The sequence below is a fragment of the Phyllobacterium sp. LjRoot231 genome, from assembly GCF_964253365.1.
GTDB lineage: Bacteria > Pseudomonadota > Alphaproteobacteria > Rhizobiales > Rhizobiaceae > Phyllobacterium.
This window is the reverse complement of sequence record NZ_CAXUQT020000001.1, coordinates 1191911-1209819: the sequence shown is the minus strand read 5'-3', so window position 1 is coordinate 1209819 and position 17909 is coordinate 1191911. Positions and strand designations below refer to the sequence as shown.

Sequence of the window (17909 nt, the reverse complement as noted above, 5' to 3'; positions counted from 1 at the left end):
ACCGCGAGGCTGCAGTGTCTTGCAGCCTCGCTTGAATGCCGATCAACACGTCAGGATTGCAAGCCATGTACACTTACATCGGAAAGCGGCTGTTGCTCGCCATACCGACCTTGATCATCATATCGATCTTCGCGTTTTCCCTGCAAAAGCTTCTGCCGGGCGATCCAATTCTGGCAATGGCAGGTGAGGAACGGGATCCGCAGGTGATCGAATTCCTGCGCGACAAATATCGTCTGAACGATCCCGTGGTCTACCAGTACTTTTATTGGGTCGGCGCCGTGGTCCAGGGTGATTTCGGTATTTCCCTGCGGACCAACCAGCCGGTGCTTTCCCTGATTGCGGAGAAACTTCCGGTCACGATCCAGCTTGCGATCATGGCAATGATATTCGCTCTCGCCATTGGTGTTCCCATAGGCATCCTGGCAGCTGTCAAGAAGAACACCTGGGTCGACTATGTCGCCAATATCGTCGCGCTGTCAGGTCTGTCGGTACCGAATTTCTGGATGGGAATCATGCTCATTCTGCTTGTGTCCGTCAAATTGGGCTGGCTCCCCGCTTCGGGCTATGAGCCCTTTTTCAGCGATCCGGTACGCTCCCTGCAAACGATGATCATGCCGGCATTCGTTCTCGGCCTGGCGCTGGCCGCCACCCTGATGCGGCACACGCGATCATCCATGCTCAGTGTGTTGCGCTCCGACTACATTCGCACGGCAAGAGCCAAGGGCGTTTCTGAAAAAGCAGTCATCCTGCAACACAGTTTTCGCAATGCACTGCTGCCGATCGTGACGCTCACCGCCCTTCTCTTCGGAGAGCTGCTGGCAGGCGCGGTCCTGACGGAGCAAATCTTCACCATTCCCGGCTTTGGCAAGCTCATCGTCGATGCTGTTTTCAACCGCGACTATGCGGTGGTTCAAGGCGTTGTTCTGTGTACGGCGATCGGCTTCATCCTGATGAATCTCGTCGCGGATGTGCTCTACGTCCTGCTCAATCCGCGGATGAGGGCTGCGCTATGACGATGCTCCAGCAGACCATGCAAATTGCCCCGCAATCCGTGCGTTCCAGCCGCGCGTGGAGAAAACTGAAGGCGAACAAAAGCGCCGTCGTTGGGCTTGTCATCATTGCCTTTTTCGTCACCCTTGCCGTCGTCGCTCCCTTGCTGCCAATCGCCGATCCCATGGCTACCAGCTGGTCGGCGATCCGCAAGGCGCCCTCGGCAGCACATTGGCTGGGAACCGACGATATCGGCCGCGATATTCTCTCCCGCATGATCTGGGGTGCCCGGGCATCGCTGATGGCAGGCGTCTTCTCGGTCGGCATCGCAGTCGCCATTGGCGTTCCACTAGGCCTGATATCCGGCTATTTTGGCGGATGGATCGACATGATCATTTCCCGCGTTACCGAGGCCTTCCTGGCTATGCCATTTCTCATCATGGCGATCGCGCTCGCTGCCTTTCTCGGGCCAAGCCTGTTCAATGCGATGATTGCAATCGGTCTGTCGGCCATGCCGCTTTTCGTGCGTTTGACACGCGGCCAGGTTCTCAGTGTCAAAACGGAAGACTATGTGGAGGGCGCCCGGTCCATCGGTCTCGGTCACTACCAGATCATCACACGTTACATCCTGCCGAATGTCTTCTCGCCGCTTCTGGTCCAGGCAAGTCTGACAATCGCGACCGCGATCATCGCCGAGGCCAGCCTGTCGTTTCTCGGCCTCGGCCAGCAGCCTCCTGCTCCCAGCTGGGGCTCGATGCTCAACGTAGCCAAGAACTTCCTGTCGCAAGCCCCATGGATGGCGATGTGGCCGGGCGCGGCGATCTTCCTGGTCGTTATCGGCTTCAATCTTCTTGGTGACGGTTTGCGCGACGCCCTCGATCCGCGCGAAGCATGAATATTCAAAAAGGAAACGTCCTATGACTGCATTTACGACTCGGCCCGAAATCCTGGGGACATTCGGCGTCGTCACTTCAACGCACTGGATCGCTTCCGCCGTCGGGATGAGCATCTTGGAAAAAGGCGGCAACGCATTCGACGCGGCTGTTGCTACCGGTTTCACACTCCAGATCGTCGAACCGCATTTGAATGGTCCCGGTGGCGACATGCCGGCCATCATCTATTCGAAGAAAAAGGACAAGGTCGAGGTCATCTGCGCGCAGGGACCGGCCCCCGCGGGTGCTACGATCGACCACTACAAGAGCGAAGGACTTGACCTCATCCCCGGTGACGGCCTGCTGGCCACTGTCATTCCCGGATCCTTCGACGGCTGGATGCTCATGCTCCGCGACTACGGCACGCTTTCCGTCCGCGATGTTCTTGAGCCGGCTATCTACTATGCCGCAAACGGTCACCCCATGCTTCCGCGTGTGGCGGCCACCATCAAGGGATTGAGCGAGTTCTTTCGCAAGGAATGGCCGACATCCTTTAAAACCTGGCTGCCGGACGGCAGTGCACCCGAGCCCCATTCCAATTTCAAGAATCCGGTTCTTGCCGAAACCTGGAAGCGCATCATTGCCGAAGCCGAAACCAGGAAAAATCGCGAAGACCAGATCGACGCAGCACGGGACGCCTTCTATCGCGGTTTCGTTGCTGAAAAGATTGCCGATTACCTGAAGAACGCCGAGGTCATGGATGCAAGCGGCAACCGGCACAAGGCCGTGCTCACGGCCGATGACATGGCGAACTGGGAAGCGACCGTCGAACAGCCTCAAACTTACGATTATCACGGCTGGACCATCGCCAAGACAGGCCCATGGGGTCAAGGACCGGTGCTCCTGCAATCGCTCGCCCTTCTGAAGGGTTTCGATCTCGCGTCCATGGATCCGAACGGCGCCGACTTCATCCATACGGTGACGGAAGCCATGAAGCTCGGATACGCCGACCGCGAAGTCTATTACGGCGATCCGGCCTTCTGCGATGTTCCGATGCGGCATCTCCTGTCTGACACCTACAACGATGAACGTCGCGAGCTGATATCCGCAGAAGCCTCGATGGAGCTTCGGCCTGGCAGGATCGCGGGCTTCGAAACGCAATATGATCTGACGATGGCCATGCTGGGTGGCAGGGGTTCGGCGAAAGGACCACCAGTCTACGAGCCGACGATGGCGCATCTATCGGAAAAGCGGGGCGATACGGTCCATATCGATGTCATCGACCGTGAGGGGAACATGGTGTCCGTCACGCCGTCCGGCGGCTGGTTGCAATCGTCTCCCGTCATCCCGGGGTTGGGCTTTTGCCTCAACTCCCGCGCCCAGATGTTTTGGCTGAGCGAGGGTCTGCCAACGTCGCTTGCTCCCGGCAAACGGCCGCGCACCACCCTCACCCCGTCACTTGCTCTCTTCGAAGGCCGCCCGGCCATGGCATTTGGCACGCCCGGCGGCGACCAGCAGGATCAATGGCAGCTTCCATTCTTCCTTCGCCATGTCCACCACGGTATGAACCTTCAGGCGGCGATCGACCAGCCGCTGTTCCACACAACGCATTTTCCCAGCAGCTTCTATCCACGCACCAGTCAACCGGGCAACATTACCGTCGAGGCCGGCGTCGGCACGGACGTACTGAAAGCACTGCGCCAGAAAGGCCATGAAATCACGGTTGCCGATCCCTGGACGGTGGGACGCATGACGGGCGCCAAGCGCGATGCCGACGGGTTATTGCGGGCGGCGGCAACACCGAGGTTGATGCAAGCCTATGCGGTAGGAAGGTAAGTAAACGATGACGAACACTTTAACTGCCACTGCTCCGGAAAACGCTGCCAACGTCGCCACCTCCAGGCCTGTCCTGTCAGTCGAAGGACTGACCACATCATTCAGCGTGGATGGTGACTGGAAAAGCGTGGTCCGCGACGTCTCATTTGATGTCATGCCCGGCGAGACCGTTGCCATCGTCGGCGAATCCGGTTCCGGCAAGAGCGTGACCTCTCTCTCCATCATGCGCCTTCTCGCCAAGGGTACGAGCCGCATTAATGGCAAGATCATCCTGAACGGCAAGGATCTCCTGTCGCTCACGGACAGGCAGATGCGCGATGTGCGCGGCAATGACGCTTCGATGATCTTTCAGGAGCCGATGACCAGCCTCAACCCGATCTTCACCATGGGCCGGCAGATATCGGAAGCTTTGACCTGCCACAGCAATCTGTCGCAGGCCGACGCACGGGCGGAGACCATACGGCTCCTTGAAAAAGTGCGCATCCCCAACGCATCATCACGTTTCGACGAATATCCGCACCAGTTTTCCGGCGGTATGCGCCAGCGTGTGATGATCGCCATGGCCCTCGCCAGCCGGCCAAAACTTCTCATTGCCGATGAGCCTACAACTGCACTGGATGTGACAATTCAGGGCCAGATTCTCGATCTGATCAAGGTTTTGCAGGAAGAGGAAGGCATGGCCGTTCTCTTCATCACCCATGATATGGGCGTGGTCGCGGAGATTTCCGACCGCACAATAGTTATGTATCGCGGTGAGGCAGTCGAGAGCGGCCCGACCGACGATATCTTCCATCGCGGCAAACACCCGTATACGCGCGCCCTGCTTTCCGCTGTGCCGCGATTGGGTTCGATGAAGGACAGGCACTGGCCGCTGCGGTTTCCGATCGTCGATGTTACCACCGGTGAATCCACCGTCCCGGCCGAAGTCGCCGACACAGTCGACAAGCGCAAGACACCAATCCTCGAAGTCAAGAACCTCACCACGCGCTTCGATATCCGCTCCGGCTTGTTTGGACGCAAGTCCGGCGCCATCCACGCGGTGGAAAACGTCTCCTTCGATCTGTTTCAGGGCGAAACGCTGTCACTCGTCGGCGAGTCCGGCTGCGGAAAATCCACCACCGGCCGCTCGATCACCCGGCTTGTGCAACCCGACAGTGGCGAGGTTTACCTCGACGGCTACAATGTTCTCACTCTGGACCCGGCGAGCCTGCGCAATATGCGCAAGAGCATCCAGATGATCTTCCAGGACCCTTTCGCCAGTCTCAATCCACGCATGAGTGTCGGCGCAACGATCGCCGAACCCTTCATTGCCCACAAGCTTGGATCGAAGAAGCAAGCACAGGACAAAACGGTGGATCTGCTTGAACGTGTCGGTCTGACCGCGGATATGATGAAACGCTATCCGCACGAGTTCTCCGGCGGCCAGCGTCAGCGTATCGCCATCGCCCGTGCGCTCGCTCTTGACCCAAAGGTCATCGTTGCGGACGAGTCCGTCTCGGCGCTTGACGTTTCTATCAAGGCGCAGGTGGTCAATCTGCTGCTCGATCTGCAACAGAGCTTCAATTTGGCATTCCTGTTCATTTCCCACGATATGGCCGTGGTCGAACGAGTGAGCCATCGGGTCGCCGTCATGTACCTTGGCGAAATCGTCGAGATTGGTCCGCGCGCCGCGGTGTTCGAGAATCCCCAGCACGACTACACGAAAAAGTTGATGGCTGCGGTACCGGTTCCCGATCCCGCGCGCCGTCAGATCAAGCGCAATGTGGCTATCGACGAATTGAAAAGCCCGGTTCGCCCGGCCAGCTACATTCCGCCGATCCGGACATACAGTGAGGTGACCACGGGTCACTTCGTCCAGCTAGCATGATTTACTTGAGTATTGTGACGAGCGCTGGCAGTGCCAGCGAAAGGCCTGATCCACACAAAAGCACGAACACCATCCATCGCATCGCCACAGGAGAAAGCGGCGGTGGCAGCCGCCGGGCCAATTGGGTGCCTGCCATGACACTGAACACCGCCAAAAGCGATGGCCAGTAGGATGGCGCCGGGAATGTGCCGTCGCCGATGACCACCGCAAGGCGGATCAGTGCATTCAGCGCGAAAACCGATACCAGCGTTTCGCGGATCGCGACATACGAAAAGGATGAGCGGTGGAAATGATAGACGAGCGGCGGCCCGCTGGCCGAAAACAAACCGCTCATGATGCCGGAGAGTGCGCCAAAGAACAGGTATGATCTCTTGCTCTGCGGCGCGGTGTCCCTGGAAGGCGGTTTGATCAGCGGCAGGCTTGAAACAACGATCACTACGCCAAGCACGATGCGCAGCATCAGCAGACTGTTGCTCGCCAGATGATCGAGAAGGAAATAGCCGACCACCAACATCGGCAGGCTGCTCCAAAGGACGAGGACCAGTCGCGGCAGCAGTACGTCGCGCCAGCCCTTGGTCAACATGATACCTGCGTTGAAGAGTGTCAGAACGCCGACGATGACGGCAGCGTCGCGCAGTGGCATGACAGAACTGATGCCGACGGCTCCCATGAGCAGCAAGCCAAAGGCAAAGCCGGTGAGCGTCTGTACATACGCTGCGGCACCGGCCATGAGCACGAAGCCAATTATTTCAGTGAGGTTCATTGTCCGTGCATTGTCACTGGCTGCCGTCGAGTGTCAGCAGAAGATTGGCCAGCAGTGCCGTACGCGGCGCGATGCTGTCCCACAGGATATGCTCGTCAAACGTATGCGCACCGGCACCATCGGCACCGAGCCCATCGAGGGTGGGCACGCCGAGAGAGGCGCTGAAATTTCCATCGGAGCCACCGCCGGTGCTAACCCCAACAAGAGTAATACCCAGCGGCGCCGCAAGACTTGAGGCGTGAGCGAACAGCGATTTCGCTGCTGGCGTCTGGCTGAACGGCGGACGGTTGAGGCCGCCGGTGATCTCGACGGAAATATCCGGATCGCTCGATTCCAGGTTTTCAATAATTCCAGTAATTTCCTTGGCAGCGGCAGCGTCTGGCAGCCGCACATCGACGAGCATGTTGCATTCGGCTGGAACGGTATTGCGCCCTGTGCCGCCATGGATGGTGCCGACAGTCACGGTAATGCCCCGTGCGGGATCATTGAGCGCTTCCAGCGCCAGAACGATCTTTGCCGCCTCGCGGATAGCGCTGCGGCCAATGTGGGGATGGGTTCCGGCATGGGACGCGCGTCCGCGCACCTTGATGTCATACATGCCGACCCCCTTGCGAGCCACGACGATCTTGCCGCCGTCCCTGGCTGGTTCAACCACCAGCGCATAGCACGCATTGCCGGAATGCTGCTCGATGAGCGCACGCGAACTCGTGCTGCCCATTTCCTCGTCCGGAACATACATGATGGTGACCGGCAGCTTCGGACCATTGCCGCGATCAAGCGCAAGCTTGAGGGCTTCCAGCGCTATCAGCGCACCGGATTTCATGTCATAAATGCCGGGCCCATAGATGCGGTTGCCGTCCTCGCGCCATGGCAGCTGGTTCAAAATCGTTCCCGCAGCATGAACGGTATCGAGATGCGCCAGGATCAGAATGCCCTTTTTGGCAGGCTCGATCCGATGCCCCGAACTGACGATCAGGGTATCGCCAAAACCCAGCGTTCCGGCGACGCGTTGGGTTTTCAGCTCCAGGCTCGCCGCCAGCATTTGAACCCGATCTGCCAATCCGTTGACCGCACCCGCGTCGGGCGTGTGCGTTTCGATCTCTACCCACTGCCGCAATTCAGCGAGCAACCGAGAAACATCGATATCATCGGCTGAAATTTCCTGGTTCAACGTCATGGTCGTCCTCTTTCCATGCAATGCAAATCTTAAGCCGGCACCAGCCGGATATGATGAACCGTCTCTTCAGCGACCCGGCGTTCGCTATAGAGGAGCGGCACATATTGGCCGCTCGCCCAGGTTTCTGCCAAACTCGCGTAAAAGGGCGAACGGGGATCGCCGGACTGACCCGGAGTATTGATGCAGACGCAGTTGTCCCAATCACCTATATCCATGACCAACCGGACCGAGGCGCCGGAGATCACGTGGAAATCGCTCATGCGATAGCCAGCATTCATCGGTGTCGAACGGCTACCGCCGATGGGCAGCGGTCCCACATCCCAGATACCGGCATCCTCCCTCATCACACCGCTTGCCGCATGTTCGAAAACCATCTGATGCAACTTGCCCCAAGCCCATTGCACAGGATCGCCGCCAAGACGTTTCTTGCAGTCGGTAAAAGCCGCCACCAGCGTATCGAATAGCATGGCATCGCGTGCTTCCATTGGATCGTCGCCCATGCGGGCATCCGGCGCTTCCAGAATACCCAGCAACACGTCCACGTCACCCGGAACGAGCAGAGCCCTGACGGCTGGGTCAGGAGCAAAACGCGCAAAGATTGCCGGCCGCAAGTGCTTCATCCACCACACCTCGAAGAGCGCTGCAGCAGCGCTCCCGGCCTCGAGACGGTGATCCCAACCGGCAAATACGTCGAGTGCAGATTGCAGGGCGTCAACGGGTTTCGATCGCTGTGCGGCTGCCCTGTCAAGGAGCGCACAAATGCGCATTGCCGGACGCGAGGTCACATCGGTCTGCAGGGCAATGGCAGCTTGCAGGGAATGTGCCCGATCATCTGCCAGCACGGATTTGATGCGCATGGCGCGGCTGCCTTCGACCCATTCATGGCCGATTGTCAGTGCATCCGGCGTACGATCAGCGGGCAGGTTCATCTCGTTCGCTGTGGCAACGAATCCGGCTTCAGGATTGACGCTGTGTGGAAGCTCGTCGGCGGCCAGAAAACCCTTCCACTCGTAACGGCCGTCGCCTGGGACTGGCAGTAGTCCATTCCAGTTCGGCCGCACCGGCGTGAAGCCAGCGGCAAACCAACCGACATTGCCGGCAGTATCGGCACAGACATGATTGACCGAGGGGGTTCCCCAAGCGGACAGAGACGTCCCGAAATCCGCCACGGACATCGCGCGCATGGCTGACAGGCTGCCGAGATAAGCAGCGGAACCTGGCGATAGCCAGACGGAGCGCAAAGCAATCGCCAGATGTTTTTCCGGATTCTCGTAAAGCACGGGACCATGCCGCGTAAAGGAAAGTGTCAGCGTTTGTTCGGCTTCGCCCTTGACGCTGAATTTTTCACTGACGCGTTCGATCTTTTCCCAATCATCGCGATAGCGGTAGAAATCCGGGTTCTCCGGTTTCGTCTCGTAAACATAGACGTCTTCCTGGTCGGCACCGAAAATCGTCAGGCCGAAGGCGGTTGTGCCATTGTGGCCGAGCGAGATCCCGGGCGCAGTGGGTTCGCCCGTGCCGATGGCGTTGAAGCCCGGCGCCTGAAGATGCACCAGATAGCGCAGCGACGGCACCGCGTGGGTGCGATGCGGATCACTGGCAAGAATTGGCCGCCCGGTATCGGTACGCGATCCATGTACGACCCAGTTGTTGGACCCCTCCTCGGTGGTGGCGCGGATGACATCCCCGAGGTCCGTCACTTCCACCCACTTCCATACGTCTTCCAGCCCAGCTTGAAGCCGCGCAGGTTCGAAGGTCACCGGCGCCGTTGCCAGCTTGAAAAGCTGAAGCGCCACGATCGGGATATCGGCAAGGTTGAGCCCGGAAGCGACCTTGAGTTCCGTTGGCGGTTCGATATTGGCGCGTAGGAGATCCGTTTCCGCGTTGCTCAAGGCGAGTACATTGGCGCGAAGGATTTCCGAAGCGCCGTTACGGGTGAGCGCATGGGTGCGGACGCGGACCACATCTTCCGGCTGCCAGCGTGAGGGCCGTGTGCCAAACAGCGCGAATTCCGGCGGCAGGCGCGCAGGTTCCTGCAGTGCGAGGCCTATATAGGCATTGATGCCAGCGGTGAACGCTTCACAGATTTCTCGGGTGTCCGGCGCATAGGATGTCCACTCGACTGACATGTGGCCGCGATAGAGAAAATGCCGGGCCGCATGATCCTGCGCCAGATAGCCGGGACCGAAATCCGCCGCCAGCAGGCCAAGGCCGCGCTTGCGCCAGAGATCGAGCTGCCACAGACGGTCGCGCGCCGCGTTGAACCCTTGCACGAAAAACAGATCTGCTTCGCTTTCCGCTTTGATGTGCGGGATACCCCAGCGATCAATGCGAATTTCGGCGGGCCTTTGCAATCCGGCGAGCGTGTGGCTTTCAGTGTTCATATCGGTTTTTACCTCAGGCGTTGTGGCAGGCGACAAGGGCGCCATCCACCCTTGGAGTCAGTTCGGGCCGCTCGCGCGAGCAGATCTCCGTCGCGAGCGGGCAGCGCGTGTGGAAAGCACACCCCGAGGGAATATTGGAAGGGCTTGGCAATTCACCGCTGAGAATGTGACGCTCCTTGTTGCGCTGCACTTCCGGATCGGCTTCAGGCACCGCCGACATCAGCGCCTTGGTATAGGGATGTTTGGGATCGGCGAAGAACGTATCCCGGTCGGCCATCTCGACAAAGCGGCCGAGATACATGACGACGACGCGGTCGCAGATATGCCGAACGACGGCCAGATCATGCGAGACGAAGAGATAGGAAACGCCGGTGCGCTTCTGCAGCGCCACGAGCAGATTGAGGATTTGGGCGCGCACCGATACGTCGAGCGCCGATACCGGCTCATCGCAAACGACAAGTGCAGGCTCCAGCGCCAGTGCCCGGGCGATGACAACGCGCTGGCGCTGGCCGCCGGAAAGCTGGTGCGGATAGCGATCCGCATGTTCGGAGCGCAGACCGACCTGAACCAATAGCTCGCTGACACGTTGTTTCAATGCGTTGCCGCGAGCGATACCGCGAACCTGCAGCGGCTCGGCAATGGCTGCGCCGATCTTGAAGCGCGGATCAAGCGACAGCGCCGGATCCTGAAAGATCATCTGCACCTTGCGGCGAATATCATTGAGCGCGCGACCGGTGGCCCCGACGACCTCGTCCTCGCCGATACGGATACTTCCGGTGGTCGGCTGCTGCAGCCCGACGATGGCGTTTGACAGCGTCGATTTCCCACAGCCGGACTCGCCGACCAGAGCCACCGTCTCACCCTTGAGAATATCGAGACTGACGCCGTTGACGGCTTTCACCGTATGGGCCGAACGGCCGAACAGTCCGGCTCGGCCCTGGAAATGCACCGCGACATCACGGATTTCGAGAACATTTTCCGGCGCGCTCATGCGGCAATTTCCTTGAGTTCGTGCATGCGGTCGATATGCCAGCAGGCAGAGCGATGCCCCCCGCCTTGTTCGAAAAGCGGCGGCTGCTCGGCTCGGCAGCGGTCCGTCGCCAAAGGGCAGCGACCGGCGAAACGGCAGCCATCGCCGAACTCGTTCGGGAACGGCACGGAGCCTTCAATCGTGGCGAGATTGGCTTTGGGCGTTACGTCGAGACGCGGCACGCTGGCAAGAAGCAGCGCCGTATAAGGATGTGCCGGGCGGGCAAAGAGGTCGCGCACCGGAGCTATCTCCGCGATGCGGCCGGCATACATGACAGCCACGTGATCGGCGATATCGGCAACGACGCCCATGTCGTGGGTGATGAACACGATGGAGGTGCCGCTCGTCGCCACGAGTTGCTTCATCAGGTCGAGGATTTGCGCCTGGATCGTCACGTCGAGTGCCGTCGTCGGCTCGTCGGCGACAAGAACGCGCGGGCCGCAAATCAGCGCGATGGCGATCATGATGCGCTGGCACATACCGCCTGAAAGCTCGAACGGATACTGGTGCAGCCGGTGGTCGGGATCGGGAATGCCCACCGCCACCAGCATATTGCGTGCCTTGGCTAGAGCCTCAGCCCCTGAAACGGCGTGATGCTGGCGAAACGCGGAGGCGATCTGCGAACCGACTGTTGTCAGCGGATCGAGCGAAGCGCTCGGCTCCTGAAAGATAATCGAGATATCTTTGCCGCGCGCCTTGCGCAGCTGCCGTTCCGACATGGCGGCGAGGTCCGTGCCCTCGAGAAGGATACGCCCTGCGATGCGCCGCGCGGCTGGTGGCAGCAGTCCCAGCATGGCATAGGAGGTCAGCGACTTGCCGCAGCCGGATTCGCCGACCAGCGCCAGAACCTTGCCGGGCGCCACGGTGAAGGAAACGCCATCGACCACATTCGCACCAGCGATTTCGATGGTGAGATTGTCTACGGTCAGGAGTGGCCTTGTTTCCTCACGCATTGCGATCTGTCCCCTTACCCGCGCACGGCTGTGCCAGGCGTCTTGCCGAGTTCGCCGGTCTCGAATGTGCCGATGGAATTGCCGCCATCGACACTGAGCACAGCGCCGGTGATGAACGATGCCTTCTCCGAACAGAGATAGGCGATTGCCGACGGTGCATCGTTCGGCCCACTGGAGCGGCCGAGCGGAATGCGCTTCAGCATGTTCGCGACATACTCGTCCGAGAGCTCGCTAACGCTGCTGCCCGGAGCGAAGCCCGGTTCGACGACATTGACGCGGATGCCATGGACGGCGAGTTCCAGCGCGAGGCCTTTCGACAGGCGCTCAAGCGCGGTCTTCGATGTGCAGTACGGCACCGAGCCATTGCGCATCTGCCGCGACGCGCCAGAGGATATATTTATGATCGAGCCCTTGCGCCTGCCGGCGATCATCAGCTTGGCCATCTCGCGGCTGATGATGAAGGGTGCGCGCAGATTGACACCGAACACCCGGTCCCAATCGGCGATATCCATGTCGAGCAGGCCAAACTTGGTGTAGATGCCCGCATTGTTGATGACAATATCCGGCGCGCCCCAGCGTTCCTTGACCAGCGCGACCAATTCGAGGATCGAGGTTTCGTCGGTCAGCTGCGTTGTGTGCAGCAGGGTTTTGACCGGATCGAGCCCAAGGTCGGTAACGACAGCATTTAGCGCGTCCTTGCGCATGTCGGCGAGGCAAAGCTGCGCACCTTCCACAGCAAAATGCGCGGCGATCCAACGGCCGAAAATACCGGCAGCTCCAGTGATGACGACGGTCTTGTTCTCAAATTCCATAGTATACCTCAACGGGTGCGGGAACGGGGATCGAGCTGGTCGCGCAGCCAGTCGCCAAGGACGTTGACCGAGAATACCAGCAGGAAAAGGCAGATGCCGGGAAAGGCGACGATCCACCAGGCATGTTCGACATATTGCCGTCCCACGCTCATGATCGAGCCCCAGCTTGGCGTGGGCGGCTGGATACCGAGCCCCAGAAACGACAATCCTGCTTCCATCAGAATCATCAGGCCGAACTCGGAGGTAGCAACGATCAGGATTGGCCCGGCGATATTCGGCAGGATATGGTGGAACAAGATGCGGACAGCGCCAGCACCGGCAAGCTCAGACGCTTTGATGAACGGCAGATTGGCGACCTGCAGCGTCTGGGCATAGGCAACGCGGGTGTAGCGTGGCCAGCGGGTAAGACCCAGCACCAGCACGAGCTTGAGAAAACCCGGACCAAGAACGGCAACAGTCAAAACCGCCAGCAGGACGGCGGGGATCGACATCACGATATCGACCATACGCATGATGAGGACTTCCGCCCAACCCCGAAACCAGCCGGCCAGCATGCCAAGCGATACACCGACCAATGTCGACACGATCACCGAGAGAACTGCGACGCTGAGCGAAACGCCTGCTCCGTAGAGAATACGGGTGAGGAGATCGCGGCCGAGATCATCGGTGCCGAGCCAGTAGGTAATGCCGCCGCGCTCGAAGCCCGGGGCCTTGAGACGCCCGAGCAGATTCTGCCGCGTCGGATCGGCGGGCGATATCCACGGCGCCAGGATCGCCATGGCGACGATGAACAGGAGAATGATCGATACGATGATGATCGGCAACGGAACGCGGGAAATACGGCTTCGGGCGGACTGAACGAATGCAACCATCTGCTTCTCCTACCGTACCATGCGGATGCGCGGATCGACGGCCGCATAGACGAAATCGGCGAGCAAACTGGTCAGGACGTAGACACAGGAGATCAAAAGGACGATCACCTGCACCACAAGAAAGTCGCGCGACTGGATGGACTGGATCGCCAACTGGCCAATGCCGGGCCAGGCGAAAACCGTCTCGACGATCACGGCACCGGCAAGAAGATTGCCGATCTCGAGCGCGGCTATGGTGATGACCGGGATCGAGGCGTTGCGCAAAACGTGACGGAAGACCACGGCACCGAGCGATAGCCCACGCGCGCGCCCTGCCCGCACGTAATCCTTGCTGAGTTCATCGAGAACGGCGATACGGGTCATACGGGCAAAGGTCGACATCGAGATGGCGCCCAGCGCGATGGAGGGCATGATCAACGCGCGGATGTCGCCGACACCGGAAGTCGGCAGCCAGCGCAACGTGACCGCAAAGACCGAGATCAGGAGAATGCCGGGCAGGAACGTCGGTACGCTCTGCCCGGTGAGGACGATCGCCGCCAGTATTTTCTCCAGCCAGCCGCCGCGGCGCATGGCCATGATGATACCGACGGGAATGCCAATGCCGATGGCGACGACCAAGGCTCCGGCGGCGAGCATGACCGTGTAGGGCAAGCGCGAGGCAACGATATCAATCGCCGGAACGCGCTGCACCACCGACATGCCGAAGTCGAAGCGGGCAAGATCACTGAGGTAATTGAGATATTGTACCCATAAAGGCCGATCGAAACCGAGTTGGTGGCGCAACTCGTTGATCTGCTCGGTCGAAGCACCTTGCGGCACGAGCAGAAGCGTCGGGTCGCCGGAGAGGTGCATCACGATGAAGACGATCGTGAGCACCCCGAAGATCGCAATAGCTGCCTGAATCAGCCGGCTTCCGGCATATCTGAACATGACAACCTTGCCCTGCTTCTCTCTACTGCTGCCAGCTCATGTCGGTGACGAACATGGCTTCATTGGCTGTCGGCTGCCACTTCAAATGCGAGCTCGCACCATAGACCGAGTAGGCCTGATAGAGGCCGATGCCCGGCACATCCGTGCGCAGAATTTCGTAAGCCTTCTCGTAATCGGCGAGACGCCTGTCTTTGTCCAGTGTCGAGCGCGCACTGTCAACGAGCTTGTCGAATTCCGGATTGCTGTACTTGGCCCAGCTGCTTCCCGTGCGGAACAACGGGAAGATGATACCATCAGCATCCTGGCAGGCGCAGGACCAGCGTCCAAGCGCGACGCTACCCGCATTCGCGGCGTCGCCTTGACGGCGCTTGAGGAACGTTGCCTGATCGAGCGAGACGATCTCCGTATTGAGGCCAACATCATTCAGCATCTGCTGGATGGCCTCGACCAGCGCCCGGTCATAGGCGGGCGACGTCAGGAATTCGATCTTGGCACCTTCGGCCCCGGCCTCCTTGATCAGGTCCTTGGCCTTGTCCGGATCGTATTTGTAACCCACGACCTTGTCCGTATATCCGAAGACTGGCTGTGCACCGAGAACATTGACCGGTGCGCCATAGCCTTGCAGCAGGGCTTCGATCAAACCGGGCGTATCGATGGCGTAGGCAATGGCCTGGCGTACCCGTACATCCTTGGTCGCTCCGGCTTCAGCATTGATATACATGTAACCGACCCGTTCCGTCGGCACGGACAGTATCTGTACACCGGTTTCGCTCTTGAGGCTGATCGCCTGATCGGCTGGCAATTCGCGGATGAGGTCTGCTTTACCGGTGCGCAAATCAGCGATACGCGTCGAGACGTCGGGAACCGCCCGAAAGATCACATGCTGGATTGCCGGCTTTACCCGCCAATAGTGATCATTGGCCTGAAGTTCGGTCTGAACACCCTTTTGCCACTGAACCAGCTTGTACGGGCCGCTGCCCATCGGCTTCTGGTTGAATTCCTGCGCGCCAACCTTTTCCACATAGGCCTTGGGCACGATAGACAGCTTTACCAGCTGCGCAAGGAGCGCTGGATAAGGCGACTTCGTAGTTACCTTGACCGAGGTCGGGCTTGTCGCCTCAGCTTTGACGATCTGGTCGAACTGCGACAGCTGCGCGCTCTTGAGCTTGGGATCGATGATGCGGTTGATGCTGTAAGCAACATCGTCAGCGGTGAGCTTGCTGCCATCCTGGAAGGTCACGTCATCGCGAATATCGAACTCGATAACCGTATCGCTCGTATATTTCCACGCCTTGGCAATCTGCGGCACGATCGCGCCGGAGGTGTCGCGTGTGATCAGATTGTCGAAGATATTGCGATAAACCGAATAGCTGTCCGTATCCCATTGCAGATGCGGGTCGAGCGTCGCCGCATCATTGGGAAGATCTATGGTCAGCGTGTCCTTGGCTGCCTGCGCGTAGGCGGCGGACGTCAGAAGACTGGCGGTAAGCGCTGCGGCCGTTACGAATGTTTTCAGCATGGTTCCCTCTCGTTATAAGTTGCCAAAATCGTCGGATCTGATTGCAAATTCCCTTTCCAGCGCCTCAGCGCGACAGACCTGCCTCCGCGGCGCAATAGGCAGCGAGCTCGGCATGCGTGCAGAACCACACATCGCCTTTGGCCTGGGCCTGGCGAATAATCTCCTCGAGGAGGAAAATGCGCGAACGATGACCGGAATGATGCGGATGCAGCGTCAGCTGGAATACGCCGCGTTCCTCGTACGCCACATCGAGCTCGCGCTGAAGAATGTCGAGCACCATCGCCGGGCCACCGTAGGGTCTTGCCCCTCCCATACGGTCCATATTGAAATAGGGCGCATCGTCGCGAATCCATTCGACGGGAATTTCGACGATACCGGTGGGCTCGCCATCCTCGGTGAGTTCATAAGGTTCGTCGTCGGCCATCAGGGACGAGTCATAGAGCAGGCCCATCTCGCGGATGATTTTAAGTGTCGAAGGGGTAAAATCCCATGAGGCAGTTCGCATGCCAACAGGCCGCTGACCGGAAATGCGCTCCAGCATGTCAGCAGCACGTAAAGACAACGAACGTTCGGTTTCTTCATCGAGCTTCGAGTTGAACTCATGGATCCAGCTGTGAATGCCAAGCTCATGGCCGGACGCGACGACGGCGCGGGCCTCGTCAGCATTGATCATGGCGGAGACCGCCGGCATGAAGATCGAAGCCGGAACCGCATATTTCTCCAGCAGCTTCAAGATACGCGGCATGCCCGCCCTGGCGCCATACTGACCCTGGCTGAGACGGCATATGGAACCACCGCCGTTTCGAAGTTCGACAGTCTCATGATCGGCATCGAAAGACAGAGCAACGGCCATGCGAGCCCCGTCTTTCCACACCTTTGGCTTGAGCGAAATACCAGCGCGAACCTTGGCTGTTTTCTGGCGCCAGACGTCTTCGGGCCATGCCCATGGTTCATGTGACGCATTTTCTTTCGCCGGATTTGTCATATGGTGCTCATCTTCACGGGCAGTTGTACCAACACCCCGCGATGATCTCGGCGGACCACCTGGATGTCGGTTTTCTGAGCAGGAGTTTAGTAAGCCTTTGCAATAGTCAGCAACGGGGGTTTCGTTCATATATATGAACTCTGAAGTAAAAAGCGCCGGTCGAATCCTCGACATTTTGGAATATATGTCCGATTGCCGCGAACCCATTCCGCTGGCGCGGATTATCCGTGACCTTTCCTTACCGAAAAGCAGCGCGCATGGTCTCGTGCAGACGCTTGCCGCGCGCGGCCATGTGAGTCGCAACAGCGCGGGGCATTACATGCTGGTCGAATCCAGCCGGCATGGCTTTCCGTTCCGTCGGCACGAAGAGCCGCTTGTCGTCATCGCCATGCCCTTCATGGAGCGGCTGCGCGATGAGTCCGGCGAAACAGTTCTCTTAAGCACCATGAACGCGCGTTGCGATATGAGACGGCTGGCCAAATGCGTCAGTCGTCACCCGGTGCGTTACGACGTGAACATGGATGCGGCCATCACCGCCTATTGTACGGCGACCGGCCGCGTACTTTTGGCGCATGCACCGGCCGAAGTGCTCGAAAGCTATCTCGCCCGCGTCCAGTTGCTGTCCTATACTGGCTTCACGATCACCGACATCGGCAAGATTCGCGACATACTGGTGAAGGTGCGCCGCGATGGCTATGCCATCAACGACCAGGAGTTCATAACGGGTTCCACCGGCATTGCCACCCCGCTCTACGATGCGGAAGGCAATGTCGTTGCGGCGCTGAATCTTGGCACATTGACAAGCCGCTACGTGCAAAGGCGCGAGGAACTCCTCCTGCTGCTGCGAAGCGCGGCCGATCAGATCAGCCGCGCTTCTGGCTACAGAAACTGACCAGGCGGAACAGCGCGCCAGAAAGAG

The 17909-nt window shown here is 59.3% G+C and carries 15 protein-coding genes; 5 read left to right on the top strand and 10 right to left on the bottom strand.

Annotated elements, in window-relative coordinates; translation table 11 throughout:
- Window positions 1–65 precede the first annotated feature (65 nt).
- From ACSQ3H_RS05890 to ACSQ3H_RS05875, 4 genes are read left to right on the top strand one after another with little or no spacing between them, the layout of a single operon-like run.
- Window positions 66–1013: an ABC transporter permease gene (locus tag ACSQ3H_RS05890; protein ID WP_436116185.1), complete on the top strand. Its 948-nt coding sequence runs from the start codon at window positions 66–68 to the stop codon at window positions 1011–1013.
- Window positions 1010–1885: an ABC transporter permease gene (locus tag ACSQ3H_RS05885; RefSeq protein ID WP_436116184.1), complete on the top strand. Its 876-nt coding sequence runs from the start codon at window positions 1010–1012 to the stop codon at window positions 1883–1885. Before ACSQ3H_RS05890 ends, ACSQ3H_RS05885 begins: the two co-directional genes overlap by 4 nt.
- Before the next feature lie 22 nt (window positions 1886–1907).
- Entirely contained in the window at window positions 1908–3698 is a 1791-nt protein-coding gene (locus ACSQ3H_RS05880; RefSeq protein ID WP_436116183.1) for a gamma-glutamyltransferase family protein, read from the top strand.
- 7 nt (window positions 3699–3705) lie between these two features.
- Window positions 3706–5565: an ABC transporter ATP-binding protein gene (locus ACSQ3H_RS05875; protein WP_436116182.1), complete on the top strand. Its 1860-nt coding sequence runs from the start codon at window positions 3706–3708 to the stop codon at window positions 5563–5565.
- A gap of 1 nt (window position 5566) precedes the next feature.
- On the opposite strand, the gene ACSQ3H_RS05870 is transcribed toward ACSQ3H_RS05875, so the two are convergent.
- From ACSQ3H_RS05870 to ACSQ3H_RS05825, 10 genes are all read right to left on the bottom strand, one after another.
- The gene (locus ACSQ3H_RS05870; protein ID WP_436116181.1) at window positions 5567–6328 is read right to left on the bottom strand and encodes a TSUP family transporter; all 762 of its coding nucleotides are present in this window, start codon (window positions 6326–6328) and stop codon (window positions 5567–5569) included.
- Window positions 6329–6341: 13 nt separating this feature from the next.
- On the bottom strand, window positions 6342–7505 hold the full coding sequence (locus ACSQ3H_RS05865; protein WP_436116180.1) for a M20 family metallopeptidase: 1164 nt from the start codon (window positions 7503–7505) through the stop codon (window positions 6342–6344).
- A gap of 29 nt (window positions 7506–7534) precedes the next feature.
- Window positions 7535–9889 (bottom strand): penicillin acylase family protein, encoded by a 2355-nt coding sequence (locus tag ACSQ3H_RS05860; protein WP_436116179.1) that lies wholly within the window; start codon window positions 9887–9889, stop codon window positions 7535–7537.
- A gap of 13 nt (window positions 9890–9902) precedes the next feature.
- On the bottom strand, window positions 9903–10880 hold the full coding sequence (locus tag ACSQ3H_RS05855; RefSeq protein ID WP_436116178.1) for an ABC transporter ATP-binding protein: 978 nt from the start codon (window positions 10878–10880) through the stop codon (window positions 9903–9905).
- Complete coding sequence (locus ACSQ3H_RS05850; protein WP_436116177.1) at window positions 10877–11872, bottom strand: ABC transporter ATP-binding protein; 996 nt, start codon at window positions 11870–11872, stop codon at window positions 10877–10879. Before ACSQ3H_RS05850 ends, ACSQ3H_RS05855 begins: the two co-directional genes overlap by 4 nt.
- Before the next feature lie 14 nt (window positions 11873–11886).
- Complete coding sequence (locus tag ACSQ3H_RS05845; RefSeq protein ID WP_436116176.1) at window positions 11887–12684, bottom strand: SDR family NAD(P)-dependent oxidoreductase; 798 nt, start codon at window positions 12682–12684, stop codon at window positions 11887–11889.
- Window positions 12685–12692: 8 nt separating this feature from the next.
- Complete coding sequence (locus ACSQ3H_RS05840) at window positions 12693–13556, bottom strand: ABC transporter permease (protein ID WP_436116175.1); 864 nt, start codon at window positions 13554–13556, stop codon at window positions 12693–12695.
- 9 nt (window positions 13557–13565) lie between these two features.
- The gene (locus ACSQ3H_RS05835; protein WP_436116174.1) at window positions 13566–14486 is read right to left on the bottom strand and encodes an ABC transporter permease; all 921 of its coding nucleotides are present in this window, start codon (window positions 14484–14486) and stop codon (window positions 13566–13568) included.
- A 22-nt stretch (window positions 14487–14508) separates the two neighbouring features.
- Entirely contained in the window at window positions 14509–16005 is a 1497-nt protein-coding gene (locus tag ACSQ3H_RS05830; protein WP_436116173.1) for an ABC transporter substrate-binding protein, read from the bottom strand.
- A gap of 64 nt (window positions 16006–16069) precedes the next feature.
- Window positions 16070–16990 (bottom strand): polysaccharide deacetylase family protein, encoded by a 921-nt coding sequence (locus ACSQ3H_RS05825; protein WP_436116172.1) that lies wholly within the window; start codon window positions 16988–16990, stop codon window positions 16070–16072.
- 133 nt (window positions 16991–17123) lie between these two features.
- Between ACSQ3H_RS05825 and ACSQ3H_RS05820 the strand changes: the two genes are divergently transcribed.
- Window positions 17124–17882, top strand: a complete 759-nt coding sequence (locus ACSQ3H_RS05820; RefSeq protein ID WP_436116171.1) for an IclR family transcriptional regulator — start codon at window positions 17124–17126, stop codon at window positions 17880–17882.
- Window positions 17883–17909 lie beyond the last annotated feature (27 nt).

What these genes read in the sequence shown, in the direction of transcription:
- ACSQ3H_RS05890 (WP_436116185.1), top strand. Translation starts at nt 66, where the DNA reads ATGTACACTTACATCGGAAAGCGGCTGTTGCTCGCCATACCGACCTTG.
- ACSQ3H_RS05885 (WP_436116184.1), top strand. Translation starts at nt 1,010, where the DNA reads ATGACGATGCTCCAGCAGACCATGCAAATTGCCCCGCAATCCGTGCGT.
- ACSQ3H_RS05880 (WP_436116183.1), top strand. Translation starts at nt 1,908, where the DNA reads ATGACTGCATTTACGACTCGGCCCGAAATCCTGGGGACATTCGGCGTC.
- ACSQ3H_RS05875 (WP_436116182.1), top strand. Translation starts at nt 3,706, where the DNA reads ATGACGAACACTTTAACTGCCACTGCTCCGGAAAACGCTGCCAACGTC.
- ACSQ3H_RS05870 (WP_436116181.1), bottom strand. Translation starts at nt 6,328, where the DNA reads ATGAACCTCACTGAAATAATTGGCTTCGTGCTCATGGCCGGTGCCGCA.
- ACSQ3H_RS05865 (WP_436116180.1), bottom strand. Translation starts at nt 7,505, where the DNA reads ATGACGTTGAACCAGGAAATTTCAGCCGATGATATCGATGTTTCTCGG.
- ACSQ3H_RS05860 (WP_436116179.1), bottom strand. Translation starts at nt 9,889, where the DNA reads ATGAACACTGAAAGCCACACGCTCGCCGGATTGCAAAGGCCCGCCGAA.
- ACSQ3H_RS05855 (WP_436116178.1), bottom strand. Translation starts at nt 10,880, where the DNA reads ATGAGCGCGCCGGAAAATGTTCTCGAAATCCGTGATGTCGCGGTGCAT.
- ACSQ3H_RS05850 (WP_436116177.1), bottom strand. Translation starts at nt 11,872, where the DNA reads ATGCGTGAGGAAACAAGGCCACTCCTGACCGTAGACAATCTCACCATC.
- ACSQ3H_RS05845 (WP_436116176.1), bottom strand. Translation starts at nt 12,684, where the DNA reads ATGGAATTTGAGAACAAGACCGTCGTCATCACTGGAGCTGCCGGTATT.
- ACSQ3H_RS05840 (WP_436116175.1), bottom strand. Translation starts at nt 13,556, where the DNA reads ATGGTTGCATTCGTTCAGTCCGCCCGAAGCCGTATTTCCCGCGTTCCG.
- ACSQ3H_RS05835 (WP_436116174.1), bottom strand. Translation starts at nt 14,486, where the DNA reads ATGTTCAGATATGCCGGAAGCCGGCTGATTCAGGCAGCTATTGCGATC.
- ACSQ3H_RS05830 (WP_436116173.1), bottom strand. Translation starts at nt 16,005, where the DNA reads ATGCTGAAAACATTCGTAACGGCCGCAGCGCTTACCGCCAGTCTTCTG.
- ACSQ3H_RS05825 (WP_436116172.1), bottom strand. Translation starts at nt 16,990, where the DNA reads ATGACAAATCCGGCGAAAGAAAATGCGTCACATGAACCATGGGCATGG.
- ACSQ3H_RS05820 (WP_436116171.1), top strand. Translation starts at nt 17,124, where the DNA reads ATGAACTCTGAAGTAAAAAGCGCCGGTCGAATCCTCGACATTTTGGAA.